The following is a 26,358-nucleotide window of genomic DNA, read 5'->3' as shown; positions in this document are numbered from 1 at the left end:
TTAAGCTTGTTAAAAAATAATCATATTTAATGATCCAAAAATACTTATTTAATAAAGGGAATCTCCATTTTTGTACTAGATTTATATTTAACATCTAAATACACAACGATGAAATTTTTTATTGATACCGCAAACTTAGACCAAATAGCTGATGCTCAGGATATGGGAATCCTGGATGGAGTGACTACAAACCCTTCTCTTATGGCTAAAGAAGGAATAACTGGTCAAGAGAATATTATCAATCACTATAAAAAAATCTGTGAACTAGTTGATGGAGACGTCAGTGCAGAGGTTATTTCTACTGACTATGAAGGAATGGTAAAAGAAGGAGAGGCGCTTGCAGCTCTTAATGACCAGATAGTTGTAAAATTACCCATGATCAAAGATGGTGTAAAAGCATGTAAGTATTTTACAGATAAAGGTATTAAAACTAACATGACCTTAGTTTTTAGTTCGGGACAGGCGTTACTTGCTGCTAAGGCAGGTGCTACTTATGTATCTCCATTTATAGGTAGACTAGATGACATAAGTACTGACGGTCTTAACCTAATTGCCGAAATTAGAATGATCTACGATAACTATGGTTTTGATACAGAGATTCTTGCTGCCTCAGTAAGACATACTATGCATGTTATTGATTGTGCAAAATTAGGAGCAGACGTAATGACTGGACCTCTTTCTTCTATAGAAGGTTTATTAAAACACCCATTAACAGATATAGGTCTTGCAAAATTTCTAGAAGATTACAATAAAGGAAACGCTTAATCTTTATCTAGTTAAACATAAAAAAGGTGCTTAGTAATATTACTAAGCACCTTTTTTTTACGTTTTATGTAACTAGCTTATCTACTTAAATAACCTAATAAAGTAGTTTCTATTTTATAATGAAACAGGTTAATGTTAGGGTCTAGAATAGTAAGTCCTGGTGCTATAACCATACTTCTATTATCATTTCTCAAAGCGAGTTGCTTGCTTATGGACTGACTGTTTACCAGTTGGAATTCGGTTGCCATATTAAAACCAAATTGTTCTCTAGCATCTTTCCAGGCGTCGCTCTCAGGGTTATCTAGATTAATACCTATAAATTTAATCTCTGGATATTTATATCGCAACTCATTCACCTTTCTATGCACCCTTAAAGCATAAGATTCATTTTTATTAGACCAATAAAAAAGAACAGATAAACCATTTATGTTAGAAGATAGTTGAGTGATATTCTTATGGTCGTCATAAATCTTAAAATCAGGTAATTTATTTCCTGGATCTAGATTAATATAAGTTGCAGCTATTTTAGTAATTTGATTATTGAGTTGCTCGTCTTGTGATATTTCTAGAAACTCTGCAACCAGATCATTAATTTCTCCTGCATTTTTTCTACTTCTAATAAAGTTTCTAGTCTCGATACCTGCAAATAAACCTTTTAATTCTTCATTAGTAAAAAGGCTATCTATAACATGTAATTTCTCTTTACGGTATTCATAACCATGTCTATCTACAGCCTCACCAGACCCATGTTTACGAGCGCAGTTATATAAAGCAACATTAGAAACTAATGAGGTTACATAAGGTCTATAAGCATAGTTGTTAAGTAATTTTGTGTCACATATTTCTAGATGCTGTCTGTAAGAATAAAAATTAGACGGTAATACATCACTCTTTAAAATATCACCTTTGCCATAATGTGTGAAGGCATATCGCTCTAGTGTAGACCAAGAGCTAAATCTGATAATCTTCTCTGTGTTCTCCACAAAGTTGGTTTGAAAACCATTTTTCTTTGCTGTTTTCTTTAATGATTTGATTCGCTTTGCAGTCAGCTCATCGATCATTTTTTTAAAGTCACTAGGCTCACGATGGTACTCACTCATTAAATTTCTATTTGTTTTTTCAATTTCTAGAAATAAATTGATCAAATAGTTATTCTCCTTTGCAGCGGCACCAGTAAAAGCAAGAGACTCATCAAATGCTTTTGTGTTTAATCTTAACCTTAAGGTATCCCCATAACCTATATAAATAGATTGGTATTCAGAGGGGTGTGCAAAAGTGTATAATCCAGGCGTTATAGATTCATATTCCTTGAGAAACACACCTTTTTTATTTAGTTTAATCGTGTCTCTAACTCCAGAATAGTTTCTTAGAACGATAAAATCGGCCTTAGGATTTATAATTTTTCCAGTTAATACAATAGAAGTCTCGCCACTATTTTCTTCTTCACAACTTATTAAAGCTGCTAGAGACACCGCCAGTAAAGCGATGTAAAGAATTTTATAGTTTCGCTTTCGCGAAAGCGAGATATAATCAATCATAAAGGCACTATATAATAGAGATAGCCACAAAAAAAGACTTATTGATTTACATGTGGCGTTAATGCATTGTTAAAATGATGTCAAAGAGTTCTTTTTAAACTGAATAGAATGAGTATTTTTGCAAATTCAAAAATCAATCTATGTTAACTGTTTCTAATTTATCGGTTCAATTCGGTAAGCGTGTATTATTTGATGAAGTAAATGCAAAATTTGGCGGTAGTAACTGCTATGGTATCATTGGAGCAAATGGTGCTGGAAAATCTACTTTTCTAAAAATTCTTACAGGAAAAATGGAGCCTACTAGCGGTCATGTTAGTCTAGAGGCAGGAAAAAGAATGTCTGTTCTAGAACAAGATCACAACGCTCATGACGAAGATACCGTACTAGAAACAGTACTTAAAGGTAATAAGCCTCTTTATGATTTAAAGACTCAAATCGATGCTCTTTATGCCGATTATACTGACGAGAATGCCGAGAAAATAGGTGAGTTACAAGTTGCCTTTGAAGAAATGGATGGATGGAATGCAGACAGCTCTGCAGCATCTTTGCTTTCTAATTTAGGTATAGGTGAGGAGTATCATTATACCCTTATGGGAGATATGGATAACAAATTAAAGGTGCGTGTTCTTTTAACACAAGCGCTTTTTGGAACTCCAGACGTGTTAGTAATGGATGAGCCTACTAACGACCTGGATTATGAAACTATCTCATGGTTAGAGCATTTTCTTGCTAATTATGAAAATACGGTAATAGTAGTATCTCACGATAGGCACTTTCTGGATGCGGTATGTACGAATATAGCCGATATTGATTTCGGTAAAATTAACCAGTACTCTGGTAACTATACCTTCTGGTATGAGTCTTCTCAACTAGCAGCGAGACAGCGCCAGCAAGCAAATAAAAAGGCCGAAGAGAAGAAGAAAGAACTTCAAGAATTTATTGCTCGTTTTAGCGCAAACATGGCAAAGTCTAAACAGGCAACTTCTCGTAAGAAGATGATTGATAAACTAGATATATCTGAGATAAAACCATCTTCTAGACGTTATCCTGCAATTATTTTTGAAAGAGATCGCGAGGCAGGTGACCAAATCTTAAATGTTGAAAAACTAGCAGGATCTGTAGACGGTGAAGTACTTTTTAAGGATGTAGATATTAATCTAGCCAAAGGTGATAAAGTTGTTTTGTTTTCTAAGGACAGTCGTGCCACCTCTTTATTTTATGATATCATAAACGATCGCGCTACTGCAGACGCTGGTAAATTTGCTTGGGGTGTTACCACAGTGCAAAGTTATTTACCAGTTGATAATTCTGAATTCTTTGATGTAGATCTAGATCTGGTAGACTGGTTAAGACAGTATGCACAAACTGAAGAAGAGAGAGAAGAAGTACACATAAGAGGTTTCTTAGGTAAGATGATTTTTTCTGGAGAAGAAGCTCTTAAGAGTGCACGTGTACTTTCTGGAGGTGAGAAAGTACGATGTATGTTATCTCGCATGATGATGAAAAGAGCAAACGTTCTTGTAGTAGATGAGCCTACTAACCACCTAGACCTAGAATCTATACAAGCTTTAAACAACAGTTTAAAAAACTTTAAAGGTACCGTGTTGCTTACTACGCATGATCATGAGTTTGCTCAGACAGTAGGTAATCGTGTGATAGAGTTAACGCCTAAAGGAGTTATAGATCGCTACACCACTTTTGAAGAGTATATGGACGATAAGAAAATTAAAGAATTGAGAGATAAGATGTATTCTTAGTCTTTATTTTATAAAATAAGAGTAAAAAAAAATGCGGGCAAAGCCCGCATTTTTTTTGCTTAAGAGATAATTAAAAAGCATTTGTCATGAGATAAGAAGATCTAGAGCAACTTAATTGCACTGTCTTAATAACTAGGCATCATCTTTGTTCATTGTCTATCGAGTATTCGTTAAATTTGTAAAATACCAGAGGTTATGGGAATTATAGGTCGCAGAAAGAATAAGAAATACGATTATGAGCCACGTTACTATAAAAATAGTACCGGCGGTAAACCCTTTGAGATCAAACATAAGTTTGATGATCAACGTTCTACAGTACAAAATGTAGGGCTCAAGGGCAAATTCGGTAATGCGATACAAGATTTAAAACAAGGAGCAGATGTGCTGGTTAAGAGAAGACTCTTAATTATTATCTCGATTCTTGTTCTCATTTTTCTTTGGATTATTGACTTTGATTTATCCATCTTTAGATTCTAATTGACTTCATGTCAGACATTATAAAATTATTACCAGATCACGTTGCAAATCAAATCGCTGCCGGAGAAGTAGTACAACGACCTGCCAGTGTGGTAAAAGAGTTGCTAGAAAATGCTATAGACGCAGGAGCGACACAAATCCAGATGATCATAAAAGATGCTGGTAAAACTTTAATACAAGTTATTGATAACGGTAAGGGTATGAGCATGACAGATGCTCGTATGGCTTTTGAACGTCATGCGACCTCAAAAATCTCTACTGCCGATGACCTTTTTAATCTCCATACCAAAGGTTTTAGAGGTGAGGCACTTGCCTCTGTTGCGGCTATTGCCCAAATCTCTGTAAAATCTAAAAGAGAAGAAGACGATCTAGGTACATTGTTAGCAATAGAAGGAAGTAAAATCACAAAGCAAGAACCTGTGGTTACTTCTAAAGGTACAATGATAAGTGTACGTAATTTGTTTTACAATGTGCCAGCAAGAAGAAAATTCCTTAAATCTGATCAGGTAGAATTGCGTAACATTACAGACGAGTTCCATCGTGTGGCAATGGTACATCCAGAAGTAGCAATAAGTTTCACCCATAATGATACTTCACTTTTTAATCTTGTTAAGAGTACCTACCGACAGCGTATAGTAGGTATTATGGGAGCAAAAACTAATGAAAAATTAGTTCCTGTAGAAGAAGAAACAGAATTGATGTCTATAAGAGGTTTTATAGGTAAACCAGAATTTGCTAGAAAAACTCGAGGACTTCAATACTTCTTTGTAAACAATAGATTTATAAAACATAATTATTTAAATCACGCGGTAGCAAGTGCTTTTGAAGGATTGTTAAAGGACAAATCAAATCCGTCGTACTTTCTTTATTTAACCGTACCGACTGATAGTGTTGATATAAATATCCACCCTACAAAAACGGAGGTGAAATTTGACGATGAGCATAGTCTATATGCTATCCTTAGAGCAAGTGTAAAGCATGCATTAGGTCAGTTTTCTGTGAATTCTATTGATTTTCAACAAGAGAAACAATATGAAGTGCCTTATGATGTGGCAAAAAATGGCTTTACACAAGCGCCTAAGATAGAGGTAGATCCTGATTTTAATCCGTTTCAACAAGATTCAAAACCAGAAAAATCATACCAAGCGCCTACGTTTCAAAAGCCACCGTCTCAACCATGGGAATCACTTTATGCAGGTATAGAAGAAACCACGCAGTTAATTGATGAAACGCATACAGAAGAGTCTACTTCTTCTATGTTTCAACAACATGAGGTAGAACAGCGCAATATTTTTCAATTACAACGCAAGTTTATAATCAGTACTTTAAAAAGTGGACTGTTAGTTATCAATCAGCAAAGAGCGCATGAGCGCATTCTTTATGAAAAACTATTAAGACAACTTACCGTGCAAAATGGAGTGAGCCAGCAATTGCTTTTTCCTATCAAGATTAACTTACCTGTAGAAGAGGTTGCGATACTTATTGCTTTACAAGAAGAGTTAGAGCATACTGGTTTTTTATTTAAAAGTCTAGAAAATAATGTGGTAGAGATAGAAGGCTTACCGCTAGAATTAAAAGAAAAAGATGTGCCTGGCGTTCTAGAAGCAGTTATTGCAAAAGAGCAACATGATTTACCAGAAAACACCTATTCTCCTGCAGACAGACTAGCACAAACCATGGCGACCAGCATGTCTATTAAAACAGGTGAGGTGTTGAACAGCGAGGCGATGGAGAATCTAGTGGATGAATTATTTGCATGTAAAGAACCTGAGATCACCTCTTCAGGAAAGAAAATATTTATAAATCTATCTGGCGATAGTCTTAATTCAAAATTTAACTAAAGATGTTTAATTTCAATTTATCACCTATGGTTAAGAATCTCCTCATTTTAAATGTGGTGATTTACCTTGGGTTTATGTTTATTCCTAATGCAGGGCCGTTGTTCAGCACCTTTGCATTGTGGCCATTTCAAAACCCTAATTTTAGAATTTGGCAACCGCTTACTCATATGTTTATGCACAGTCAGTATGACTATACGCATATATTGTACAATATGCTGGCATTGGTTTTTTTAGGTCCTGCAATTGAAAGATGGATGGATTCTAACCGTTTTCTTTTCTTTTATTTAGCTTGTGGTATCGGTGCTTTCCTTACAGTAGCTGCGGTTAATTATTATAACTTCACCTTTGATTATGCTCATTTCATGGCGACAGATTACAATGTGCCTTCTGTAGGTGCTAGTGGTGCGATCTATGGTATTCTAGCCGCTTTTTTATGGTTGTACCCAAATGAAAAGTTGATCTTATTCCCAATTCCTATACCTATAAAAGTTAAATATTTGATAGGGTTCTATATGATCAAAGAATTACTTGCTACATTAGGCTACATTGCATCATCTGCAAATGTGGCGCATCTAGCTCATATAGGTGGTGCTATATTTGGTTTTATCATGATATGGTACTGGAAGAAAAACGATATGGATAAATATAGAATCTATTAAATATGAATGTTTGGGATAAATTTAGAGCAAAATTTGCGACGATTGATACTAGTGGTCAACTTATAACAGTATTGTTTTTCACTTCTTTTTTAAGTTGGCTTTTAATACGTATTTATAGTCCAGCTTTTGGTTTTTTAACTTTATCTAACGGATTTTTGCCAGCACTGTTAGAACCATGGTGCTGGTTTACATACGGTTTTCTTCATCTAGATATATGGCACTTCATAGGTAATGGATTAGGTATTTATATTTCTGGCGGATTTATTTTGAATATTTTTAAAGGAAGGCAATTTCTTACTTTATTCTTTTTAGGTGTCTTGGCAGGCGCAATTTCATTTGTTTTAGCAACAGGATTGCTTCCTGATTTTTTTAGAGGGACTAGTATTTTAGGTGCTAGTGCTGGAGTCTTTGCATTGATTTTTTTTGCATGCACTTATTTTCCAGAGTCTGAATACCGACTCGTATTTGTAAATATTAAGCTTAAATATTTTGCTTACTTTTTTTTAACGATAAACATAGTAATGGTTGCGGTACAAGAAAATACAGGCGGTAGTCTTGCTCATCTTGCTGGTGCTGCAGTAGGTTATTTTGCTGCTGTACGCATGAAAGAAGGAGATGATATTCTAGAGTTTTTTGCTAGAATAGGAGACTTCTTTTTAAACCTTTTTAAACCTACCGTTAAGAAACCTAAGTCAGAGCGTAAAGCAAAAATGAAAACAGTTTATAAAGGGAAAACAGCATCTTCAAAAACAGCTAGTAAAGTAAAATCTACAGATCAGAAAAAGGTAGATGCTATTCTTGATAAAATTTCGGCGAGTGGTTATGAATCTTTATCAAAAGCAGAAAAAGATTACTTGTTTAAAGCAGGAAAAGACTAGTTTATTTCTTTATAGTTGGATAATTGGTTCCGCTTTCGCGAAAGCGGAATAATGAAATCACTTATTTATAATTTCATTTTTAGAGTAAGGCGATGGTAGTTTTATTTTAAAGACCACGGCAAGCACACGTGTTAATATTACCGTCACTGCAGATGCTGTAAAAACAATATTGTTAGGTAAGTTGAACTTTAAAAGTATAAAGTATACCATACCACCTATAATACAAGCCGTAGCATAGATATTCTTCCTGAAAATAACGGGAATTTCATTAATCAAAATATCTCTGAGCACACCACCAAAACAAGCAGTGATACACCCTATAATAATACAGATTAATGGATGTAAACCAGCGGCCAGTCCCATTTCTAGACCTACTACTGTATATAGACCTATACCGATAGCGTCAAATAAAAAGAGAGTTTTACGCAGTTTTGCTAGTTGGGCCCTGAAGATAAAAGTGATGACCACACAAGCTAGTATGGTGTAGATCAAGTTCATGTTACGCATCCACGAGATGGGTTGCACTCCTATAAGAACATCTCTTAAAGTACCACCACCAGCGGCTGTGACAAAGGCTATGATGACTATCCCAAATGGATCTAGTTTTTTAGAAAAAGCTGCGAGTGCACCAGAAATGGCAAAGGCAATAATCCCTAGAAAATCAATAATTTCTATAAAATTCATCGTCCTTGAGTTAGGTAAGTGTAGTCTTTGAGCACAGTGCGTATGAAGACTCCATCTCTCAAATCTGAATTGATATTTAAAAGAGATTCTACTTTTATACGCAATTCTCTTAGAGTCATATAATCACGACTTTCTCCAGCAAGGCGGTAAATATCTTTTATCTCATTAACATCTGCATCTGTTAATAGATAAGCATTTTGAAATTGAGTCTGATAATTAGGGTCTAGATCTTCTAGAATGGTATGCGATATTTTTGTGCTTTTCTTAGTGTTAATGACTATGGTTTTTGCAGCTAGATCACCTAAGCGTTGTTTTTTTTCTGAAAATAGAATAGAAACTACACCTACGGTACCAAAAAAGATTACAATATCTACTAATCTGAATATCCATCGCACTAAATAATCTGATAAACGAGCAGGTGATCCGTCTTCTCTTACCACTTTAATACCCATAATAAATTTACCTACCGTACGTCCATTAAAGATAAGATGCATTAATAGAGAGTAGCAAAAAATAGGAAGCATAGAAAGTTCTTGAATTCCTAATGTATTATTATCGTCAAATAATCCTACCGCTCTGTATATAGTAAGAGACATGGTAATCAGATAAATAGCAAATATAACTAAGTCTAATAAGAAGGCTAACATGCGTTTACCAACACCGGCAAATTCATATTCTATGTTTACATTTTGTGCTGTGTTAATTGCAGTATTTGACATACAGTTGTAAGTTTATATCTTTATAAAAAAAAATAGCCCATGCGTGAAGCTGCTTTTGTGAAGCAAAATAAGGAAAAATGGATAGCTTTTGAAAGAGCACTGGACGCTAATGTGAAAATTAATCCAGATCACCTATCTGATTTATATATTCATCTTACTAATGACCTGTCTTATGCACAGACTTACTATGAGAATTCTAATACATTAAAGTATTTAAACTCTCTTGCTAGTCAGGCACATCAAAAAATTTATGTCAATAAGAAAGAAAGCAAAAACAGTATAGTAGAATTCTTTAAAACCGACTTTCCATTATTTTTCTCGGGATATCAAAAAGAATTTCTTTATGCCATCCTTGCATTTTTTGTAGCGATATTTATAGGTACCATAAGCACTTTGTATGACGACAGCTTTGTTAGGTTAATACTAGGTGATTACTATGTAAACATGACACTTGAAAATATAGCAAATGGTAATCCTACTGCTATATATCAAGATAGTGGGCAAGGAGGTATGTTTCTAGGTATTACGATCAATAATATAAGAGTAGGTATGATGTGTTTTGCTTTCGGTCTACTTACCTCTATAGGCTCGTTATATATTATTTTTAATAATGGTATTATGGTAGGAGCATTTTTTACCATGTTTTATAGAGAAGGTGTCACCATAGAAGCATGGCGTGTTATCATGTTACACGGTACGGTAGAGCTTTCTATAATAGTAGTATGTGGTGCTGCAGGAATTATATTAGGTAACGGTATTTTATTTCCTGGAACGTATCAACGTAAATATTCTTTTATAAAAAGTGCCAAAGCAGGTTTAAAAGTTATGGTGAGTACCATACCTTTATTTATACTTGCAGGTTTTATAGAAGGATTTATTACCAGGTATGCATTTATGCCAGCGCTATTAAACTGGATTATAGTACTAGGAAGTGCTGCATTAATTATATGGTATTATGGAATTTATCCTAGAATAGTAAAGAAGAGACATGAACAATTATATAGAGCCTAGATTACGTAGGGACTTTGGTGGTGTTATAACTGCCTATTTTGATTTTTTAAAAGGCGATCATAAAAATTTATTTAAGGTGTTTCTTACCTATAATTTTATTTTTATAATCATTCTTTTTATAACTAATTATATCGCAAACTCTGGACTGTCCAGTGTTGTTGCATTAGCAAATGGTACTTATATGGACCAGGCTATGGATGGCTCTTTAGAAACCAGTTATATAGCCAGCGGTATAGGTATTGTAATTAATATTATAGTTATCTTATTAAACGCATCTCTAGCTGGTGTATATTTAAGACTCTATGAAAGAGATAGAGAAGGAAATCCTAATTACAAAGAGGTATTTCATTATGCCAAAAAGAAATTAGGAGGTATGTTCTTAATTGTTTTAATAGGTGGAATTGCTTTTATCCCAATATGGATTGTTATTGTTATTTGTGCTATTACGGTTGTCGGAATAATAGCAATACCACTTATTCTTATTGCATATGCTACTTGGGTAGGATTGAGCATGTTTGCATTTGCTTATGATGAGCACATGGATGCCGTTGCTGCACTAGGTAAAGGTTGGGAAATGCTTTTTTCTAAATTCTGGAAAGCGGTAGGTGTTTCTTTTGTGACTTCTATTCTTATTTATTTAGCATCTACACTTTTTCAATTGTTACCTGTTTTAATAGTTACCTTTTATGGTTATAACAGTGCCGAGGATAATGTGGAACTAGAAAGCAATATTTTTATCAAAGCGGTAGAGTTTTTCTTTTATGCTATAAATAGTATCCTTGGTTCGTTAACCTTTTTTCTTATCATGTTAGTCATGGGGTATTTATATTTTAACCTCCATGAGACGAAGTATAATGTGTTTTTAAAGAATCGTATTGCAAAATTAGGAGTTAGAGATGAGGAGTAAAACCTATCTATTACATATATGCTTTTGGATTCTTTTCTCTTATGTAGGAAATGCCCAGATACTAGAGAATGTGATTCAAGATATTGAAGAACAGCCTGTAGAGATAGTAGATACATTAAATAGAAAATACGACACTCGAGAATTAACGGTACGTAAGATCGATAAAGATCTTAAAGAAGAATATTCTGGTGGCGAGTTTAATTATGAACGCACCACGGCAACGAGTCAGAACTTATTTGCAAGATTCTTCAGTTGGATGATGGATGGATTACAAAGAGTTTTTGGTTTTCAACTATCACCATTAACCATAAAAATCCTTACCTATCTATTTTATTTTATCATAGGTGCTGCGGTTATTTTTATGATAGTAAGATTAGTAGGTAATGAGAGCGCTTCAAAATTATTTGGTAAAACAGCAAAGAAATCGAGTAATGTAGAAATAGCAGATACTCATATTGAAGAAATAGATTTTGCTACACTAATAGAAAATAGCGAGCGAGAAGGTAGTTATAGAAACGCGATACGTTATCAATACCTATCACTTTTAAAAAGCCTGAGTGCAAAAAAGTTAATCGATTGGGATTTTCAAAAAACCAATTCTGATTACCAACACGAACTTAAAAATCCAGAAACTAGAGAAAACTTTAAAAAAGTATCTTACCTATACGATCATGTTTGGTATGGAGAGTTTCCTATTGATGAAGAGACCTACAAACAAGCAGTAACCGAGTTCCAATCACTCAAAAATAGAGCTGCCTAATGGATAAGAAATCAAAAATATACCTCTATATCATATTCGGTGTTGTAGCTATTTTATTATTCTTAGAATTAATAACGCCGCAACCCTTAAGTTGGGAAGAGAGTTACACCAGTGGAGATAAAATACCCTTTGGTGCTTACATACTTTATGATCAACTAGACGATTTATTTGAAGATGATGTAGAAAGCATTAAAATAGATCCTGTCTCTTTTTTAAAAGAGCATGAAGACGTAGAAAATGCTAACTATATCTTTATAAATAATTACTTGGGTTTTGATAGAACAGAGCTGAGATATTTAATGGAATTTGCAGAGCGTGGTAATAAAGTTTTTGTTTCTACAGAAAGTGTTACCGGTGCATTAGGAGACTCTCTTAAAGTAGATTCTAATCGTTTTTATAGCTATTATGAGCAGGATACGGTAAGGGTGCGTTTAAATAATCCCGTATTTGAAAACCGCAGCTATATTTATCAAAAAGGGAGCAGTTACCGTCATTTTACAAGTTATGATACCACGAGAACAACGGTTCTAGGAGAGGTTTTACCTTTTGAACCGGTAAAGGGATATCTTAAAAATATCCTGGGAGAAGACTTTGGTGATCAGGCAGATTCTACTAAAACTATTATCGAAAAAGCCATTGAAAAATCTAAATCTAGACAGGTACCGCAGGCTAATTTTATAGAACTTAAAGTAGGTGATGGTGCTATCTATTACCACCTTAATCCTATAGCATTCACTAATTATTACATGCTAGAAGAAGGTAAAAAGCAGTATGTTACTGAGATGTTTTCTTACCTTAATGATGGACCAGTTTACTTTGATGATTATGGAAAGTCTGGTAGGAGAGTTGTAGCATCTCCTATGCGATTTATACTCACTAATGGCGCTTTAAAATGGGCGTGGTATATTACACTAGGGACTATTTTATTATATTTTATATTTAAAGCAAAAAGAGAACAACGTGCTATACCAGTCGTTAAACCACTTGCAAACAGTACCGTAGAGTTTACTAAAACTATAGGTAATTTGTATTATCAAAGTGGTGATGTATCTGGTATTATTAACAAGAAAATCAATTTTTTCTTAGAAAAATTAAGAACTAAATACTTTGTAAACACTCAACAACTGGATGATGTTTTTATAAAACGACTAGCAGTAAAAGCAGGTGTTTCACACGACCAGACTCAAGAAATTATAGAATACATAAATCACTTGCGCAGTAAACCAGTGCACAGTGAGCATGAATTAAAACAACTCAATAAAAGGATAGACGCCTTTTTTAAAGATTAAGAAATGGAAGATACTAATAATCACTCACAGATTCCTCAAGATAATAACCCTAGCCAGCAACCACAGCAGCCTGCGCAAGAGCAATATGTTCATAAGGGTGAAGAAGTTAATGATGGTAACGCTTTCGCGAAAGCGGAACAACCACCATCTATTCCAGATCCACAACAGCCACAGGTAGAAGATCCAGCTACTTCTTTACAATTTAAAAATAGACTGGATTTGAATCATTTAAGTGCGGCAGTTTATAAAATCAAAACAGAATTGCGCAAAGTAATCGTGGGACAAGAAGAAATGATCGATTTATTAATCGTGTCTATTCTTGCAAACGGTCATTCTTTAATAGAAGGTGTGCCTGGTGTTGCAAAAACGGTAACAGCAAAGTTGCTTGCAAAAACCATGCAAGTAGAATTCTCGCGTATACAATTTACGCCAGATTTAATGCCATCAGATATTTTAGGAACTTCAGTTTTTTCTATGAAAAACAATGAGTTTGAATTTAAACCTGGTCCTATTTTTTCTAACATCATATTAATTGATGAGATTAACAGAGCACCTGCAAAAACACAAGCGGCATTATTTGAAGCAATGGCAGAGCGTCAGGTGACTATAGATGGTAAAGAATACCATCTCAACGCACCGTTTCTAGTATTTGCAACACAAAACCCTGTAGAGCAAGAAGGTACTTATAGACTGCCAGAAGCACAATTAGACCGTTTCTTATTTAAGATTAATGTAGGTTATCCTAATCTAGAAGAAGAAATACAGATTTTAACTGACCATCACGCACGTAAAAATGTAAATGCAGAATCTTCTGTAAATGGTATACTGTCTGCAAGCGAAATTGAAAAGTATCAAAAAACAGTAAAGGAGATCGTCATAGAAGATAACCTTATAAAGTACATCGCAAAGATTATTTTAGACACGCGTAATAATCCTAATCTATATCTAGGTGCTTCACCTCGTGCATCTATTGCGATTATGAATGGTTCTAAAGCATATGCGGCTATCATGGGACGTGATTTTGTAACGCCAGATGATATTAAGTATATCGCTACTGCGGTAATGCGTCATAGAATTATATTAACCCCAGAGAGAGAAATGGAAGGCTTAACAGCAGATAGAGCTGTGGCACAAATATTAGAAAACATAGAGATCCCTAGATAGTGAAGAAATTTTTTAAAAGCCTCTATTTGCAAAAACGCTTCTTTATAGCACTAGGTATTCTAGTGGTGCTATTTGTGTTTGCGTTCTTTTTTGAACGATTGATAGATTACCTTAAAATAGGTTTATTTATAATAATAGGGTTGCTTTTAATAGATATCTTATTACTATATAGAACCAGAGATGCTATAAAAGCAAGCCGTGTTTTACCAGATAAGTTATCTAATGGAGATAAGAATCCTGTAGAGATTTTAATAACAAATCAATACAACTCTAAGATATTTCTTAATATTATTGATGAGTTACCTATACAGTTTCAAGAGCGTGATTTTAGAATCATAGATGAGGTAGATGCAGGTAAGTCTAAGACGTTTTCTTATACCGTGCGTCCTACAGAAAGAGGTGAGTATCATTATGGTGGCTTACAGGTATTTGTAGGTAGTCCATTAGGTCTAGCACAGCGCAAATTTTCTTTTAATCAAGATGCTATGGTGCCTAATTATCCATCATTCTTGCAGTTGCGCAAGTATGAATTAATGGCATTTACTAACAAGCTTAGAGACTTTGGACTTAAAAAAATAAGAAGAATAGGGCATACCATGGAATTTGAACAAATTAAAGATTATGTTCAAGGAGACGATGTGCGCAATATCAACTGGAAAGCGAGTGCAAAACGCAACCAGTTAATGATCAATCAATTTCAGGATGAAAAGTCACAGCCGGTTTACTCTGTTATAGATAAAGGTCGTGTAATGAAAATGCCTTTTGAAGAATTAAAATTAGTCGATTATGCAATTAATGCTACGCTAGTTATTTCAAATATTGCCTTAAAAAAAGGCGATAAGGCTGGTATGTTTAGTTATTCAGATAAATTATCTAATCAGGTAATGGCGCAAAAAAGAGCCTCTCAAATGAATCTAATTCTAGAGACGCTGTACAATCTAGATACCGATTTTAAGGAAAGTGATTTTGGTAGACTCTACATAGATATCAAACGTACGATAACGCAACGTAGTTTATTGCTTTTATATACTAATTTTGAAACTATGGATGCGTTGCACAGGCAGCTTCCATACTTGCAGGCTATCGCAAAGAATCATTTATTAGTGGTTATATTTTTTGATAATACAGAATTAAAAGAGTTGGTTAAAAAGCCTGCTACCACCACACATGAGATTTATCAACAAACCATTGCCGAGAAGTTTATCTATGAAAAGCGTTTAATCGTTAACGAACTTAATAAATATGGTATTCAAACCATACTTACCGAACCTCAAAACCTGACGGTAAATACCATAAATAAATACCTAGAGATTAAAGCTCGTGGACTTTTATAAAACTTAGTAAGCTGTGTGTTAATAAAAACGACTGTTTACCGCATAAGTATGTCTAAAGTTTTATTCGCATTGATCAAGAAATGTTGGAGCATAAAAAAATGCTTAAACCTTATAACTAGATTTAGCATTCTTATATTTTTTAAAAGTACAGTTTCTTAATGCGTTTGTAAATTAGAGCGCAGTAACATTATTTGTTGTTTTATCTTTAAGGCTATTTGATTTAACTTATCACTATAAGCTCTATCATTTACACCAGCCTCAAAAGCTTGCTTCATTAAACAGCTGTATCGTTTTTCTAACCTACGCAGCTCCTTTATCTTGCTTTCATAAGATTTGATATCTTTTTCCATTTCATAATTTTCTAGTGTACAAAATTAAGAGAGTCTCTAATTATTTTATTCTAGTAAATTGTTAAGTTTCAGATGACTTAGGTTAAAGTAATATTAAAGAAGTTAGTTGCTTTTTTATAACACAGATTGGTTTTTAAAGAGCATTGATACGTAGTTGTCTTTAAAAACAAAAAGCTATGAATGTAAACATCCATAGCTTTTACCCCTTAAATATGTCCATATGGACATTTATAAGACTCTTAAAACGCAAATAGGTTGCGTGAAAAAATGATTAATTAATCCTGTAAAGCAAAAACTTTTACTAATAGGTCTGTGCTTCTTGAACTTACGTTCTCACGTATTTGTATTTCTTCCTGAGCAATTACCTTAAAAACACCTTCTAGTGCTTTTTGAGTAACATAATCTGTTAGATCTGGGTTAACACTATTAGTAAAAGGAATCGTGTTATATTTAGTAATAGCATTGCTCCATAAATCTGTAGCACCTACTTTACCAAGACTATTTTGAATAACTGGAGAGAACTTAGTATAAAGTTCTTCTTGTGTTCTACCTTCTAGATATGCAGTGGCAGCTCTTTGGTCACCTAAAAGAATATCTTTTGCATCATTAAAAGTAATGTCCTTAACAGCGTTTACAAAAATAGGTAAAGCCTCTTTTGTAGCATCTTCGGCAGCGCGGTTTAATAATTTAAGACCTTCGTCTGCAACACTGCTTAGACCTATTTTTCTAAGACCATCATCTACTTTTTGAAGTTCTTCTGGTAATAAAATCTTAACTAGATCATTTTTATAAAAACCATCAGTACCCATTAATTTTGATACCTCTTTATCTATACCTTGATCTAGAGCCTGTCTTAGTCCGTTACCTATGTCAGCTTGTGATAGTACACTACCAGTACCTTGTGGTAAGTTATTTACGATTTCTTGTAAGCTACCACAGCTACTTAATGTGATCATGGCAACTAGAATAAAGGCAATTTTTTTCATGAGTTTAATTTTGTTCAAAGATATATTAAAACTATGACTGCAAGAATTAACAATAGTTTGATCATGGTATAAAATTTGATAAATTAACTAAACCAATCTTATGAAACATTTTTTAACGCTGCTAGTCGCCTCGTTTCTTTTAACGAGTTGTTACACTACACAAAGTCTAGCCAATAGAGTAGAATCAGAACCTGTAGTTCTTACTAAAACCATGCTTACCGGATTATATGAAAATAAAATCCCAGATGATCAGGAAAATAGTCTGTGGAATGACCTCTGCCTACATTTTCCTAAAAAGTCACATGATGTACTAGAAGGTAATCAAGTCTATATAGAGTACAGAGAAGATAAAACCATCACGGCAGAGCTTTATCAATTCGGCAGACTCATCGATACGATGACTTTAAAAGGCACACCCAAAGACAATTATTTTACTATAAGAAGAGGCAGTTCTTTTTTTACCATTCTATTAATTACTAATAAAGTAAGTAAGAAAACTATATTAGGAAATGATGCCAATGCAGATTTAATTCTTGCTCAAGGATATTCCAGTAACACCATGTTGCTAGAAGATCAAATAGGTGATAAAGATGGTACAGTTACCGCAACCTACATGAGGCTAGGCGACACGCGACCTGCCAAAACCTCTTTTCAATAAAACTATAAACTAAAAAAGCAGGAATCATCTACCTGAGATATTCCTGCTTTTTTAATTTCTAAGAAAGGGTTTTACTTATCTATAGAACCCATTACTTTTTGTGCAAAAGCATTTGCCGCTTCCACACCACTCATGCCTTGAGCAACATTGTTATGTACTTCAAGAGCACCACATATGTTTGTGATTAATTCTCCTACCACATCCATCTCTTCTTCAGTTACAGATCTGTGTTCAGAAAAACTTTCTAATACTTCTAGAGTAGCTTCTAGCGCCTCTGGAGTAGTATTTTTTTGCAGGTGTCTAATTACTGGTAACTTCATTTACTAAGTCTTTAAGGTTCTCAAATTTATTAGTCTGTACCTGGTTTACAAAAGTCCCATTTTTAAAAGTAGCAAACGTAGGTAAGTTATCTACCGTAGCCATTTTACGAGATTCAGGAAACTTTTCAGCATCAGCTAGAATGAAGACAGTATTCTCATTCTCACCAGCTAGTTTTTTAAACTTCGGTTTCATCACACGGCAGTTACCGCACCATGACGCCATATATTGTACTACTACAGTATCATTTCCAGCAACGATTTCCTGTAAATTATCTTGATCTAATGTTTGCATAATAATTTTTTTAAAAGAATGGAGAAAGTAGATCAAAGTCTACTTTCTCCATTAATAAGTGACTTCTAATTAGTTTTTAGAAAGGTACTCAGCAGTAGCGTTACGGTTTGCACCCATAGCATCTTTACCTTCTTCCCAGTTTGCAGGACATACCTCACCATTTTTCTGTACGTGAGTATATGCGTCTATCATTCTTAAGAATTCGTTTACATTTCTACCTACAGGCATGTGGTTAACACCTTCATGAAATACAGTACCTTCTTCATCGATAAGGTAAGTAGCTCTATAAGTAACATTATCACCTACAAGAACGCTATCATCGATCTCTTCGTTGTATTCTACCTCTACATCTAGAATATCTAGAGTACCAGAAAGATTACGGTTAGAATCTGCAAGAATGTCATAAGTAACACCTTCTATACCACCATTATCCTTAGGAGTGTTTAACCATGCAAAATGCACCTCTGGAGTATCACAAGAAGCACCTATTACGATAGTGTTTCTTTTTTCAAATTCACCTAGCGCTTCTTGAAAAGCGTGTAATTCTGTTGGACATACAAAAGTGAAATCCTTTGGGTACCAAAATAAAAGTACTTTCTTACCTTTATTTTTAGCCTCTTCAAATACATTTAATTTGAATGTATCTCCCATTTCATTCATTGCATCCACATCTAGATTTGGAAATTGTTTGCCTACTATAGCCATGATTTAATATTTAAAAATTAGTCTGTTTTTTCAAGGTGCAAATGTAGTGTCCGCTTTCGCGAAAGCGGAATAATTTCCATCTCATTAATAAATATAATAATAGATTTTGACTATTAAAATAGCAGATTTGAATAAGGTAATATGATAGCTGGTAATCCTAAGTTATTTTAACTTCTATAATTACTTAAAAATTTATTCTAATCAAGTATCTTCCCTCTTCAAGGTAAAGCGTATGATGTTTAAGTCAGTTTTATTGTTTTTTGTTGTGATGTTTTCAAGTGTTTGTTATGCACAAGAGGCTTGTGATAAATTCTCAATGGTTTCTTTTCAGGAAGGTGAAAAGATTACGGATTTTTATATTAAAATTTATGATAAGTCAAAAACCATTGTTCTTTATGATAACGACACTGGTGAAATATGTATTCCAGTAATATTATTTTCTAAAGCGGATTCAATTATTGTTCATCATAAGTTTAAAAAGCAAATTTTAAATAAGGATTTTAATTTTTCAAAACCATTGCCGTTTAAAACTGAATCAGAGTTAGATGAGATCGTTTTAAACTCTAAAAAGTATTACACAGAAATCGGACCAGCTAAGGGGAAGACTATTCCTCATACTTTAGGTAACAATCAGATTAGTGTTCTAAGTTTCCAAATTGATAGTTTGAGCTCGGGAATGAATGTCGATCAAATAAAATTTCATTTTAGAGGTGCAGGTCTTTTTATCTCCACAAAAAGTTATGAAGCCCAGTTTAAAGTGCTCATATATCATTCTTTAGATTCTAATTTTGAGAAAATGACTCAACTAGTCAATGACAATACAAGTCATGTAGTTGATTTTAGAGGTAGAGGCTGGCTAGATGTGGATTTATCAGAATTAGAAATAAAAATTCCAGAAAAAGGATATATCATGTATGGATTACAATGTGTAAATGGATCTTTGAATATTTCCCAAAATAAAGTAAATAAGAATAAAGATTTGAATTCAGCATTTCTTATGTTTTATGAATTTCGAAAACCATTTATTAGTACAAGCAAATCTGAATATATACCTAGAATAAAATTACAGCTTTTTAGTTATGAGTGATTGTGATTTATGAATTTCGTTTTTAGTTCAACCATTGTAATATTAAACTTGTTTTAACATTCATAGGATAATTTACGATCTATTATCACTTAGATAGGCTTTTTCCTATCAAAATATCAATCCTTATTCCTCAGGCTTAATCTCGTTCAACTCGACATTTTTACTCGCGGCATATTGATAACCGCTTTCCCACCATTGTTTCATTTTTTGTTTTTTAAAGATGAGTGAGTTGGTAGTCAGTACAGTAGGAGTGTAGTATAAGTTGATAATAGCATCATTCTTATTTGCTACATATTTACCTATGGTTATGTTTTGTTTTTCTATGCGGTCCATCATAAAACCGTGTAGGTTGGAAAGTAAGGAGAATACGTTTTTAGAAGGTAAGTTGTTATAATAAGCTACTTCAGTCTCTAGAATGATTACATCTACCTCTGTAGCACCACGATCTATAGCTTCTTTAATAGGCACCATACTACCAAAACCACCGTCTGCATACTCGCAGCCGTTTTTTCTAACAAGGCTCATAAAAGGGATGTAATTGCAAGAAATCCATATCCAGTCTACAAAGTCTTCGTAGTCAAAATCATTGATCGATTTATACTCGGTTTCATTTAATGAAATATTAGATACCGTAACGACTACATCTTTGGCACTTTGTTTTAATTCGTTGAACTCTTCTATAGAAAGTGTTTTCTTTATGAGTTTTCTCAGGTTTTTACTCTCACCAAATGTTTTTGAACCTCGATAGAAATTTTTTAAAACATTCCAGTGATTGATGCTTATTTGATCCTGGCCAAATTTATCTTTCTTGACTAAAAAAGGGCGTCTATTAAATATAGAAGATTGATTAACACTGGTATAAATTTCTTTGATCTTCTCTATTTTATCTAGAGCAAGATGTGAGATCAATAAACTACCAGTAGACGTACCTATGTATAAATCATACTCATAGCCTAATTCTTCTTTAAGGTATTGAGCCACGCCACCACCGAAGGCACCTTTACTACCACCACCAGATATTACTAATGCCCTCATAAATAGGTGTTATTCTTTGTTTGCTTCTAGTAATAAGCTATCGTAGATAGTAGTTCTTATCTTCTCAGAATTGATAAAACCATTTCCATAACCTGCCTTTTCATATTTCTCAGTGATGGTTGCATCTTTTTCTACTTCTTCACGAGAGATACCAGATGTTATAGCTTCGCTAATTTGTGTTCTTAAATCGTCTAGCATAGCAATAGATTTTTCTACGTCATGGTAATTACCTAGTGGTCCATGACCAGGTACCACTTTAGTATCTTCATTGATAGTAGTTAATATTTGCTTTTGTGCAGCTATATAACCGGTAATAGAACCTCCAGATTTAAGATCGATAAATGGATAACCACCGTTAAACATGACATCACCCATATGTACGACATTGCTATTTAACAAATAGACAAAGCTATCACCGTCTGTGTGTGCGTTATGTACATGGATAATCATGTTATTGTGATCATCTAGCACTAATTCAAATTTCTCTTCTATGGTTTTTTCTGGTAAAAAACCTTCGTTTTTATCACTGGCTTGTAATCTCTTCAATACATTTTCATGTGCAATAACAGTTACTTGATCTGAATTGAAATTTTCATTTCCACCGGTATGGTCTCCATGGTGGTGGGTATTGATAAGAAAAGAGATAGGTTTTTCTGTGATTTTTTTAATGGCAGTCATTAATTTGTCACTTAATGGTGCAAATTGAGAGTCTATCATGACCACTTCTTTTTCAAGAACTTGAATTAAGATGTTACCACCAGCACCTTCTAGCATATACACATTGTCAGTGACCTCATGTGTTTTAATTTCTACTTTGTCAAATCTATTCTGTGCGCTAGTACCTAATACAGTGAATAGGCTTATAGCAAAAAGTAATTTTTTCATTTTTGTTTATTTGGCAGTGAATTTATACTATAGAGATCACAAAAGAATCAACATTTAAAACTCTGATGGCTCTTCACCTATCGTACTCATGGTAGGTTTAGGTGCTGCAAGTTGTTTTATTTTAATTCTAAAAGCAGCAAAAATTAAAGTCATAAAAGGAGATAACCAGTTGAAGATCGCATAGATAAAGTAATCTTTTACATCTACACCTAGTGTAGTACTTTGATATGCACCACAAGTATTCCATGGAATTAATGCGCTGGTTACTGTACCAGAATCTTCTAGCGTTCTAGATAAATTTTCTGGAGCCAGTCCTTTTTCTTTATACGCCTTAGCATACATTTTACCAGGTACTACTAGAGCTAGGTATTGATCACTTGCCGTTACATTAATAGCAAGACAACTCACAACCGTACTTGCAAAAAGCCCAAATACAGAATCAAATAAGTTAAGTAACGCACGACTTATACGAGATAAAGCACCTATTGCATCCATAATACCACCAAAGACCATCGCACAGATTATTAACCATATAGTCCCTAGCATAGATTCCATTCCTTTTCCTTCAAAAAGTCCAGCGAGTTTTTCTGCAATCTCTGGGTTATCAGTAACTGGTACAACAACTGTTTTTACAGTGATGGCATTCATAACACCTTTGTACATAGCACTAGCATTGTATTCTTCTAGTCCAGATATAGCATGCACTAATTCTGGTTGAAATATTAAAGCAAACCCACCAGCTAATAAAGTACCTATCAATAAAGCTATTAATGGAGATACTTTTTTAACAATCATAGCAATAACTACCACTGGTACAATAAATAGAATAGGGCTGGTATTAAAAGTAGCGTCTATGGCTGTTTGATATTGAGAAACATCTGCTACACCTGTAGTGTCTATACTAAAACCTATAATTATGAAAACCAAAAGGGTAATTAGAATAGTAGGCACAGTAGTAATGGTCATGTATTTAATATGAGTAAATAAATCAGTACCAGCCATAGCAGGAGCAAGGTTAGTCGTGTCACTTAATGGGCTTAATTTATCACCAAAGTAAGCACCACTTAAAACCGCACCAGCAGTCATACCTGCGCTTATATCTAGAGCACCAGCTATACCTATTAACGCAATACCTACTGTAGCACTAGTGGTCCAGCTGCTTCCTGTAGCAACAGAGATGACGGCACATATAATTACACAAGCAGCTAAAAATATAGAAGGGTTTAAGATATCTAGACCGTAATAAATCATCGTTGGGATAATACCGCTTAATAACCAGGTACCGGCTAGAGCACCTACCATTAATAAAATCAAGATAGCACCTGTAGTAGATTTAAGGTTTTGAGCCACTTCTTCTACCATAGATTTATAAGTCACTTTATTAAAATAGCCCACTATACCAGCAACAGTAGCTCCTAATAGAAGTACAAATTGGTTAGAACCACTTAAAGAGTCATCACCAAAAATGTATACATTTATCGCTAGCATTGCAACTAGAGCAAATACAGGAATTAAGGCTTCCCAAATACTTAGTTCTCTGTTTTCAATGATTTTTTCGTCTTCTTGGTTGATATTTTGACTTTCCATAAGGGTAATTGATGAACTGTAATGTTACGATTTTGTGAAACGAGTTGCAAACTGTATTTTAAACCGTTTTATATTTTTTGAGAAGATGTTTTTCATATCCTAGCTTTCGCGAAAGCGTAACCATAACAGACAACAGTGGTTTTATCCATCTAAATAGAAAATGATCTACCTGAGTATCACCCCAGTGGAGTAATAAAATAGCGTGAAAAGGATTGTACGGCATCTGGTTCTTTCCAAAGGTTTTACCATCGCTGACTAGTCCAAAAAGAACTGCCATAAAATTTTCAAAATTGGGCTGTCCTGGTTCTAATCGAGCTCTAAACACGATAATTTCATCAGTAGGATTGTAAAATCGATGTGTATCTAATAAAGGGACTTTAAAATTTTTATTAGGTTTTAATAAAATTTCTTTTCCTAAATAATGAACGCCTAAAGTACCTATTACTGGATAAAAATCCTCCGTAAATTGCTCGTGAAAATGAATAGGATTACCGCCGCCCGGTTGTAACTCTACCTCTATAAGCGTGTAAGCGCCGTTAGTTTGTGCGCTAGTTTTGAGTATAGTAGCTTTTTCTTTGGTAACAGGATTTAAATATACTTGTGGCATAGGTCAAAGGTACTACCTAAAAATTCTATTCATTTGTGTTATCAAAAAAGTAGCAACCATGTATATCCTTAATAAATTGATAACAAATAGTGATCATTAAATCAAGGTATTGAGACGGCATCCTATTACATTTGTATTTCAAAGTTTACAATTATGTCAGAGAAGATAGAAAGAATAAAATGTTTGATCATAGGTTCAGGACCTGCAGGATATACTGCAGCTATATATGCCGCTCGTGCAGATATGAAACCTGTAGTTTATACAGGTATGGAGCCTGGTGGACAACTTACTACAACTACTGAGGTTGATAATTTCCCTGGTTATCCAGAAGGAATAGATGGACCGTCAATGATGGTAGATTTACAGAAACAAGCAGAGCGTTTCGGTACACAAGTACGTATAGGAATGATAACAGAGGTGAAATTTGCTACTGAAGAAGGTGGTATTCACACAGCTGTTGTAGATGGTAAAACTAAAATAGAAGCAAATACGGTAATTATTTCTACCGGTGCAACGGCAAAATATTTAGGCTTAGAGAGTGAGCAAAGATTACGTGGTGGTGGTGTAAGTGCATGTGCAGTATGTGATGGTTTCTTTTATAGAAATCAAGATGTTGCGATAGTAGGTGCTGGTGATACGGCTGCAGAAGAGGCTTCTTACCTTGCAAACATTTGTAAGAGTGTAACGATGCTAGTGCGTAAAGATCATATGCGCGCATCAAAAGCTATGCAACATAGAGTAAATAGTTTAGAGAATATTACGGTACTTTATAATTCTGAAGTGGATGAAGTTCTAGGTGATACGGTAGTAGAAGGTTTACGTATTGTAAATAATCAAACTCAAGAAAAGCACGAGATAGCTATCACTGGTATTTTTATCGCGATAGGGCACAAACCTAATACTGATATCTTTAAAGGGCAGCTAGACATGGGTGAAGATGGTTATTTAAAAACTATTCCAGGTTCTACAAAGACTAACATGCCTGGTGTATTTGCATCTGGAGATGTACAAGATAAAATATACAGACAGGCTATTACAGCTGCTGGTACAGGATGTATGGCTGCACTAGATGCAGAGCGTTACCTTGCTGAAGTAGGTGTAGTAGATGAGGTTAAAGCTGGTGATTACTACGTAGAGTAAATCGACTTGCAATAAAGCAAAAAAAAATCCCCATTGAAACTAAAGTTTCAATGGGGATTTTTAATTTTAATAAGAATCTTTATTCTCTACTAAGAACAGACTTACCAGCAAATTTATTTAAATCGATTTTAGGAGAGTTGTGCAACTCTACTTTAGCATCTCCACTAGACTCAAGATTCAATTGGTTTTTTACATTAATAACAGCGTCTGCGTTATCAGTGATATTTAGATCTAATTTATTAAAGATTAAATTTTCTCCTTTAAAGTTACTTTTACTCTTTAACTGTATATAACCAGTTTTAATATCACCTTCTATGGTTGCATCTGCACGATCTTTCATGTTTAACTCTAGGTCGTCATATTTAATTAGTGCTTTTACAGTCGTGTTGTTGTCTAGATTTACAACAGCTCTTTTACCAGTAAGGTTCAATTCTGCCTCTGTACTACGCTCTGCATTAAGAGTTAATCTTTCTACAGTTGCGGTTAAATAAACTTCGGCATCTTTTTCTATGTTCAATTCTAGATCTTCAAAAAGAAGACTAGTTACAGACGATAGTTGTGCGTCATCAGTTACAGTGATTTTATTTAATTCTGGACCGTAAATAATTCTGAATTTCATCTCTTTCTTAGAGCGTATTTTAGCCGTAGTAGTAACCACAAGTTTACCATCTATAACTCTTGCAGCAAGATACTGGTGTAGATTAGAATCTGTCGTGATCTCTACTTGAGGAGAAGCTCCAGGAATAATTTCTATTTCATAATCACCATTAATCTCTAAGGCCTCAAAGGGATCGATAGGGCTTATCTCGGTAGTAACCTCACGGTTTCCTTTTACCTTAATAAGATCTTGAGCACTCATTATAGTAGTGCTTAATGCAAACACAAATAGTAGTAATTTTTTCATTGTATTAATTTATTTGGTA

The 26,358-nt window shown here is 34.2% G+C and carries 28 protein-coding genes; 15 read left to right on the top strand and 13 right to left on the bottom strand.

The annotated features are described in order from the left end of the window. The first annotated feature begins 108 nt into the window (after nucleotides 1-108). Nucleotides 109-765 (top strand): fructose-6-phosphate aldolase, encoded by a 657-nt coding sequence (fsa, locus tag LY01_RS08720; protein ID WP_104515457.1) that lies wholly within the window; start codon nucleotides 109-111, stop codon nucleotides 763-765. Between the two features lie 77 nt (nucleotides 766-842). Here the strand turns inward: fsa and LY01_RS08715 are convergent, their stop codons facing one another. After that, on the bottom strand, nucleotides 843-2,303 hold the full coding sequence (locus tag LY01_RS08715) for a redoxin domain-containing protein (protein ID WP_104515456.1): 1,461 nt from the start codon (nucleotides 2,301-2,303) through the stop codon (nucleotides 843-845). Nucleotides 2,304-2,443: 140 nt separating this feature from the next. Here LY01_RS08715 and LY01_RS08710 point away from each other — a divergent pair, with 140 nt between their 5' ends. From LY01_RS08710 to LY01_RS08690, 5 genes are all read left to right on the top strand, one after another. Next, on the top strand, nucleotides 2,444-4,060 hold the full coding sequence (locus tag LY01_RS08710) for an ABC-F family ATP-binding cassette domain-containing protein (RefSeq protein ID WP_104515455.1): 1,617 nt from the start codon (nucleotides 2,444-2,446) through the stop codon (nucleotides 4,058-4,060). Between the two features lie 195 nt (nucleotides 4,061-4,255). Continuing rightward, nucleotides 4,256-4,537: a riboflavin synthase subunit beta gene (locus tag LY01_RS08705; RefSeq protein WP_104515454.1), complete on the top strand. Its 282-nt coding sequence runs from the start codon at nucleotides 4,256-4,258 to the stop codon at nucleotides 4,535-4,537. A gap of 8 nt (nucleotides 4,538-4,545) precedes the next feature. Continuing rightward, the gene (mutL, locus tag LY01_RS08700; protein ID WP_104515453.1) at nucleotides 4,546-6,378 is read left to right on the top strand and encodes a DNA mismatch repair endonuclease MutL; all 1,833 of its coding nucleotides are present in this window, start codon (nucleotides 4,546-4,548) and stop codon (nucleotides 6,376-6,378) included. Between the two features lie 26 nt (nucleotides 6,379-6,404). Then, a complete protein-coding gene (locus LY01_RS08695) occupies nucleotides 6,405-7,037 on the top strand; it encodes a rhomboid family intramembrane serine protease (protein WP_245890669.1) in 633 nt (210 codons plus the stop codon). 2 nt (nucleotides 7,038-7,039) lie between these two features. Further along, nucleotides 7,040-7,915: a rhomboid family intramembrane serine protease gene (locus LY01_RS08690; protein WP_104515451.1), complete on the top strand. Its 876-nt coding sequence runs from the start codon at nucleotides 7,040-7,042 to the stop codon at nucleotides 7,913-7,915. A gap of 57 nt (nucleotides 7,916-7,972) precedes the next feature. Here the strand turns inward: LY01_RS08690 and LY01_RS08685 are convergent, their stop codons facing one another. Together LY01_RS08685 and LY01_RS08680 are read right to left on the bottom strand one after the other, a co-directional pair. Then, complete coding sequence (locus tag LY01_RS08685; RefSeq protein ID WP_104515450.1) at nucleotides 7,973-8,599, bottom strand: trimeric intracellular cation channel family protein; 627 nt, start codon at nucleotides 8,597-8,599, stop codon at nucleotides 7,973-7,975. Continuing rightward, the gene (locus tag LY01_RS08680; RefSeq protein ID WP_104515449.1) at nucleotides 8,596-9,318 is read right to left on the bottom strand and encodes an RDD family protein; all 723 of its coding nucleotides are present in this window, start codon (nucleotides 9,316-9,318) and stop codon (nucleotides 8,596-8,598) included. The genes LY01_RS08685 and LY01_RS08680 overlap by 4 nt, the downstream gene beginning before the upstream one ends. A gap of 39 nt (nucleotides 9,319-9,357) precedes the next feature. Between LY01_RS08680 and LY01_RS08675 the strand changes: the two genes are divergently transcribed. The 6 genes from LY01_RS08675 to LY01_RS08650 are packed head-to-tail and all read left to right on the top strand — an operon-like array spanning nucleotide 9,358 to nucleotide 15,783. Beyond that, nucleotides 9,358-10,329: a stage II sporulation protein M gene (locus LY01_RS08675; protein ID WP_104515448.1), complete on the top strand. Its 972-nt coding sequence runs from the start codon at nucleotides 9,358-9,360 to the stop codon at nucleotides 10,327-10,329. Beyond that, entirely contained in the window at nucleotides 10,307-11,236 is a 930-nt protein-coding gene (locus LY01_RS08670; RefSeq protein ID WP_104515447.1) for a hypothetical protein, read from the top strand. Before LY01_RS08675 ends, LY01_RS08670 begins: the two co-directional genes overlap by 23 nt. Continuing rightward, nucleotides 11,226-11,996, top strand: a complete 771-nt coding sequence (locus tag LY01_RS08665) for a DUF4129 domain-containing protein (protein WP_104515446.1) — start codon at nucleotides 11,226-11,228, stop codon at nucleotides 11,994-11,996. The genes LY01_RS08670 and LY01_RS08665 overlap by 11 nt, the downstream gene beginning before the upstream one ends. Beyond that, complete coding sequence (locus tag LY01_RS08660) at nucleotides 11,996-13,285, top strand: DUF4350 domain-containing protein (protein ID WP_104515445.1); 1,290 nt, start codon at nucleotides 11,996-11,998, stop codon at nucleotides 13,283-13,285. Before LY01_RS08665 ends, LY01_RS08660 begins: the two co-directional genes overlap by 1 nt. Nucleotides 13,286-13,288: 3 nt before the next feature. Continuing rightward, nucleotides 13,289-14,449 (top strand): AAA family ATPase, encoded by a 1,161-nt coding sequence (locus tag LY01_RS08655; protein ID WP_245890667.1) that lies wholly within the window; start codon nucleotides 13,289-13,291, stop codon nucleotides 14,447-14,449. 26 nt (nucleotides 14,450-14,475) lie between these two features. Next, nucleotides 14,476-15,783 (top strand): DUF58 domain-containing protein, encoded by a 1,308-nt coding sequence (locus LY01_RS08650; protein WP_245890665.1) that lies wholly within the window; start codon nucleotides 14,476-14,478, stop codon nucleotides 15,781-15,783. 155 nt (nucleotides 15,784-15,938) lie between these two features. On the opposite strand, the gene LY01_RS08645 is transcribed toward LY01_RS08650, so the two are convergent. After that, the gene (locus tag LY01_RS08645) at nucleotides 15,939-16,133 is read right to left on the bottom strand and encodes a Lacal_2735 family protein (RefSeq protein ID WP_104515443.1); all 195 of its coding nucleotides are present in this window, start codon (nucleotides 16,131-16,133) and stop codon (nucleotides 15,939-15,941) included. A gap of 275 nt (nucleotides 16,134-16,408) precedes the next feature. Beyond that, nucleotides 16,409-17,119, bottom strand: a complete 711-nt coding sequence (locus LY01_RS08640) for a DUF4197 domain-containing protein (RefSeq protein WP_104515442.1) — start codon at nucleotides 17,117-17,119, stop codon at nucleotides 16,409-16,411. Nucleotides 17,120-17,219: 100 nt separating this feature from the next. On the opposite strand from LY01_RS08640, the gene LY01_RS08635 reads away from it, so the two are divergent. Beyond that, nucleotides 17,220-17,777, top strand: a complete 558-nt coding sequence (locus LY01_RS08635) for a hypothetical protein (protein ID WP_245890663.1) — start codon at nucleotides 17,220-17,222, stop codon at nucleotides 17,775-17,777. A gap of 71 nt (nucleotides 17,778-17,848) precedes the next feature. On the opposite strand, the gene LY01_RS08630 is transcribed toward LY01_RS08635, so the two are convergent. From LY01_RS08630 to LY01_RS08620, 3 genes are all read right to left on the bottom strand, one after another. Further along, nucleotides 17,849-18,097 carry a DUF6952 family protein gene (locus tag LY01_RS08630; RefSeq protein ID WP_104515441.1) on the bottom strand — a complete coding sequence of 83 codons (249 nt, stop codon included), beginning with the start codon at nucleotides 18,095-18,097 and terminating at the stop codon, nucleotides 17,849-17,851. After that, on the bottom strand, nucleotides 18,078-18,389 hold the full coding sequence (locus LY01_RS08625; RefSeq protein ID WP_394340830.1) for a thioredoxin family protein: 312 nt from the start codon (nucleotides 18,387-18,389) through the stop codon (nucleotides 18,078-18,080). The genes LY01_RS08630 and LY01_RS08625 overlap by 20 nt, the downstream gene beginning before the upstream one ends. 69 nt (nucleotides 18,390-18,458) lie before the next feature. Beyond that, nucleotides 18,459-19,094 carry a peroxiredoxin gene (locus LY01_RS08620; RefSeq protein ID WP_104515440.1) on the bottom strand — a complete coding sequence of 212 codons (636 nt, stop codon included), beginning with the start codon at nucleotides 19,092-19,094 and terminating at the stop codon, nucleotides 18,459-18,461. Nucleotides 19,095-19,326: 232 nt separating this feature from the next. Here LY01_RS08620 and LY01_RS08615 point away from each other — a divergent pair, with 232 nt between their 5' ends. Continuing rightward, nucleotides 19,327-20,181 carry a hypothetical protein gene (locus LY01_RS08615; protein ID WP_146080402.1) on the top strand — a complete coding sequence of 285 codons (855 nt, stop codon included), beginning with the start codon at nucleotides 19,327-19,329 and terminating at the stop codon, nucleotides 20,179-20,181. Between the two features lie 123 nt (nucleotides 20,182-20,304). Here the strand turns inward: LY01_RS08615 and LY01_RS08610 are convergent, their stop codons facing one another. The 4 genes from LY01_RS08610 to LY01_RS08595 are packed head-to-tail and all read right to left on the bottom strand — an operon-like array spanning nucleotide 20,305 to nucleotide 24,295. After that, the gene (locus LY01_RS08610; protein WP_104515438.1) at nucleotides 20,305-21,216 is read right to left on the bottom strand and encodes a patatin-like phospholipase family protein; all 912 of its coding nucleotides are present in this window, start codon (nucleotides 21,214-21,216) and stop codon (nucleotides 20,305-20,307) included. Between the two features lie 9 nt (nucleotides 21,217-21,225). Next, the gene (locus tag LY01_RS08605; protein ID WP_104515437.1) at nucleotides 21,226-22,101 is read right to left on the bottom strand and encodes an MBL fold metallo-hydrolase; all 876 of its coding nucleotides are present in this window, start codon (nucleotides 22,099-22,101) and stop codon (nucleotides 21,226-21,228) included. A 54-nt stretch (nucleotides 22,102-22,155) separates the two neighbouring features. Then, nucleotides 22,156-23,688: a Na+/H+ antiporter NhaC family protein gene (locus LY01_RS08600; protein ID WP_104515436.1), complete on the bottom strand. Its 1,533-nt coding sequence runs from the start codon at nucleotides 23,686-23,688 to the stop codon at nucleotides 22,156-22,158. Nucleotides 23,689-23,746: 58 nt separating this feature from the next. After that, on the bottom strand, nucleotides 23,747-24,295 hold the full coding sequence (locus LY01_RS08595; RefSeq protein WP_104515435.1) for a cupin domain-containing protein: 549 nt from the start codon (nucleotides 24,293-24,295) through the stop codon (nucleotides 23,747-23,749). Nucleotides 24,296-24,448: 153 nt separating this feature from the next. On the opposite strand from LY01_RS08595, the gene trxB reads away from it, so the two are divergent. Then, nucleotides 24,449-25,435, top strand: coding sequence for a thioredoxin-disulfide reductase (gene trxB, locus LY01_RS08590; RefSeq protein WP_104515434.1), 987 nt, complete (start codon nucleotides 24,449-24,451; stop codon nucleotides 25,433-25,435). A 79-nt stretch (nucleotides 25,436-25,514) separates the two neighbouring features. On the opposite strand, the gene LY01_RS08585 is transcribed toward trxB, so the two are convergent. Beyond that, entirely contained in the window at nucleotides 25,515-26,339 is an 825-nt protein-coding gene (locus LY01_RS08585) for a GIN domain-containing protein (RefSeq protein WP_104515433.1), read from the bottom strand. Between the last annotated feature and the right edge of the window lie 19 nt (nucleotides 26,340-26,358).

Origin of the sequence: Nonlabens xylanidelens (genome assembly GCF_002934445.1) — a bacterium.
Lineage (GTDB): Bacteria > Bacteroidota > Bacteroidia > Flavobacteriales > Flavobacteriaceae > Nonlabens > Nonlabens xylanidelens.
This window is presented reverse-complemented; position numbering and strand designations above follow the sequence as displayed.

Excerpts from the sequence above, each read along its gene's own strand:
- LY01_RS08585 (WP_104515433.1), bottom strand. The coding sequence starts at position 26,339 with ATGAAAAAATTACTACTATTTGTGTTTGCATTAAGCACTACTATAATG.
- LY01_RS08595 (WP_104515435.1), bottom strand. The coding sequence starts at position 24,295 with ATGCCACAAGTATATTTAAATCCTGTTACCAAAGAAAAAGCTACTATA.
- LY01_RS08615 (WP_146080402.1), top strand. The coding sequence starts at position 19,327 with ATGATGTTTAAGTCAGTTTTATTGTTTTTTGTTGTGATGTTTTCAAGT.
- LY01_RS08640 (WP_104515442.1), bottom strand. The coding sequence starts at position 17,119 with ATGAAAAAAATTGCCTTTATTCTAGTTGCCATGATCACATTAAGTAGC.
- LY01_RS08600 (WP_104515436.1), bottom strand. The coding sequence starts at position 23,688 with ATGGAAAGTCAAAATATCAACCAAGAAGACGAAAAAATCATTGAAAAC.
- LY01_RS08670 (WP_104515447.1), top strand. The coding sequence starts at position 10,307 with ATGAACAATTATATAGAGCCTAGATTACGTAGGGACTTTGGTGGTGTT.
- LY01_RS08690 (WP_104515451.1), top strand. The coding sequence starts at position 7,040 with ATGAATGTTTGGGATAAATTTAGAGCAAAATTTGCGACGATTGATACT.
- LY01_RS08705 (WP_104515454.1), top strand. The coding sequence starts at position 4,256 with ATGGGAATTATAGGTCGCAGAAAGAATAAGAAATACGATTATGAGCCA.
- LY01_RS08695 (WP_245890669.1), top strand. The coding sequence starts at position 6,405 with ATGGTTAAGAATCTCCTCATTTTAAATGTGGTGATTTACCTTGGGTTT.
- LY01_RS08610 (WP_104515438.1), bottom strand. The coding sequence starts at position 21,216 with ATGAGGGCATTAGTAATATCTGGTGGTGGTAGTAAAGGTGCCTTCGGT.
- LY01_RS08715 (WP_104515456.1), bottom strand. The coding sequence starts at position 2,303 with ATGATTGATTATATCTCGCTTTCGCGAAAGCGAAACTATAAAATTCTT.
- LY01_RS08620 (WP_104515440.1), bottom strand. The coding sequence starts at position 19,094 with ATGGCTATAGTAGGCAAACAATTTCCAAATCTAGATGTGGATGCAATG.
- LY01_RS08655 (WP_245890667.1), top strand. The coding sequence starts at position 13,289 with ATGGAAGATACTAATAATCACTCACAGATTCCTCAAGATAATAACCCT.
- LY01_RS08675 (WP_104515448.1), top strand. The coding sequence starts at position 9,358 with ATGCGTGAAGCTGCTTTTGTGAAGCAAAATAAGGAAAAATGGATAGCT.
- LY01_RS08625 (WP_394340830.1), bottom strand. The coding sequence starts at position 18,389 with ATGCAAACATTAGATCAAGATAATTTACAGGAAATCGTTGCTGGAAAT.
- mutL (WP_104515453.1), top strand. The coding sequence starts at position 4,546 with ATGTCAGACATTATAAAATTATTACCAGATCACGTTGCAAATCAAATC.
- trxB (WP_104515434.1), top strand. The coding sequence starts at position 24,449 with ATGTCAGAGAAGATAGAAAGAATAAAATGTTTGATCATAGGTTCAGGA.
- LY01_RS08665 (WP_104515446.1), top strand. The coding sequence starts at position 11,226 with ATGAGGAGTAAAACCTATCTATTACATATATGCTTTTGGATTCTTTTC.
- LY01_RS08605 (WP_104515437.1), bottom strand. The coding sequence starts at position 22,101 with ATGAAAAAATTACTTTTTGCTATAAGCCTATTCACTGTATTAGGTACT.
- LY01_RS08630 (WP_104515441.1), bottom strand. The coding sequence starts at position 18,097 with ATGAAGTTACCAGTAATTAGACACCTGCAAAAAAATACTACTCCAGAG.
- LY01_RS08635 (WP_245890663.1), top strand. The coding sequence starts at position 17,220 with ATGAAACATTTTTTAACGCTGCTAGTCGCCTCGTTTCTTTTAACGAGT.
- LY01_RS08680 (WP_104515449.1), bottom strand. The coding sequence starts at position 9,318 with ATGTCAAATACTGCAATTAACACAGCACAAAATGTAAACATAGAATAT.
- LY01_RS08660 (WP_104515445.1), top strand. The coding sequence starts at position 11,996 with ATGGATAAGAAATCAAAAATATACCTCTATATCATATTCGGTGTTGTA.
- LY01_RS08645 (WP_104515443.1), bottom strand. The coding sequence starts at position 16,133 with ATGGAAAAAGATATCAAATCTTATGAAAGCAAGATAAAGGAGCTGCGT.
- LY01_RS08710 (WP_104515455.1), top strand. The coding sequence starts at position 2,444 with ATGTTAACTGTTTCTAATTTATCGGTTCAATTCGGTAAGCGTGTATTA.
- LY01_RS08685 (WP_104515450.1), bottom strand. The coding sequence starts at position 8,599 with ATGAATTTTATAGAAATTATTGATTTTCTAGGGATTATTGCCTTTGCC.
- fsa (WP_104515457.1), top strand. The coding sequence starts at position 109 with ATGAAATTTTTTATTGATACCGCAAACTTAGACCAAATAGCTGATGCT.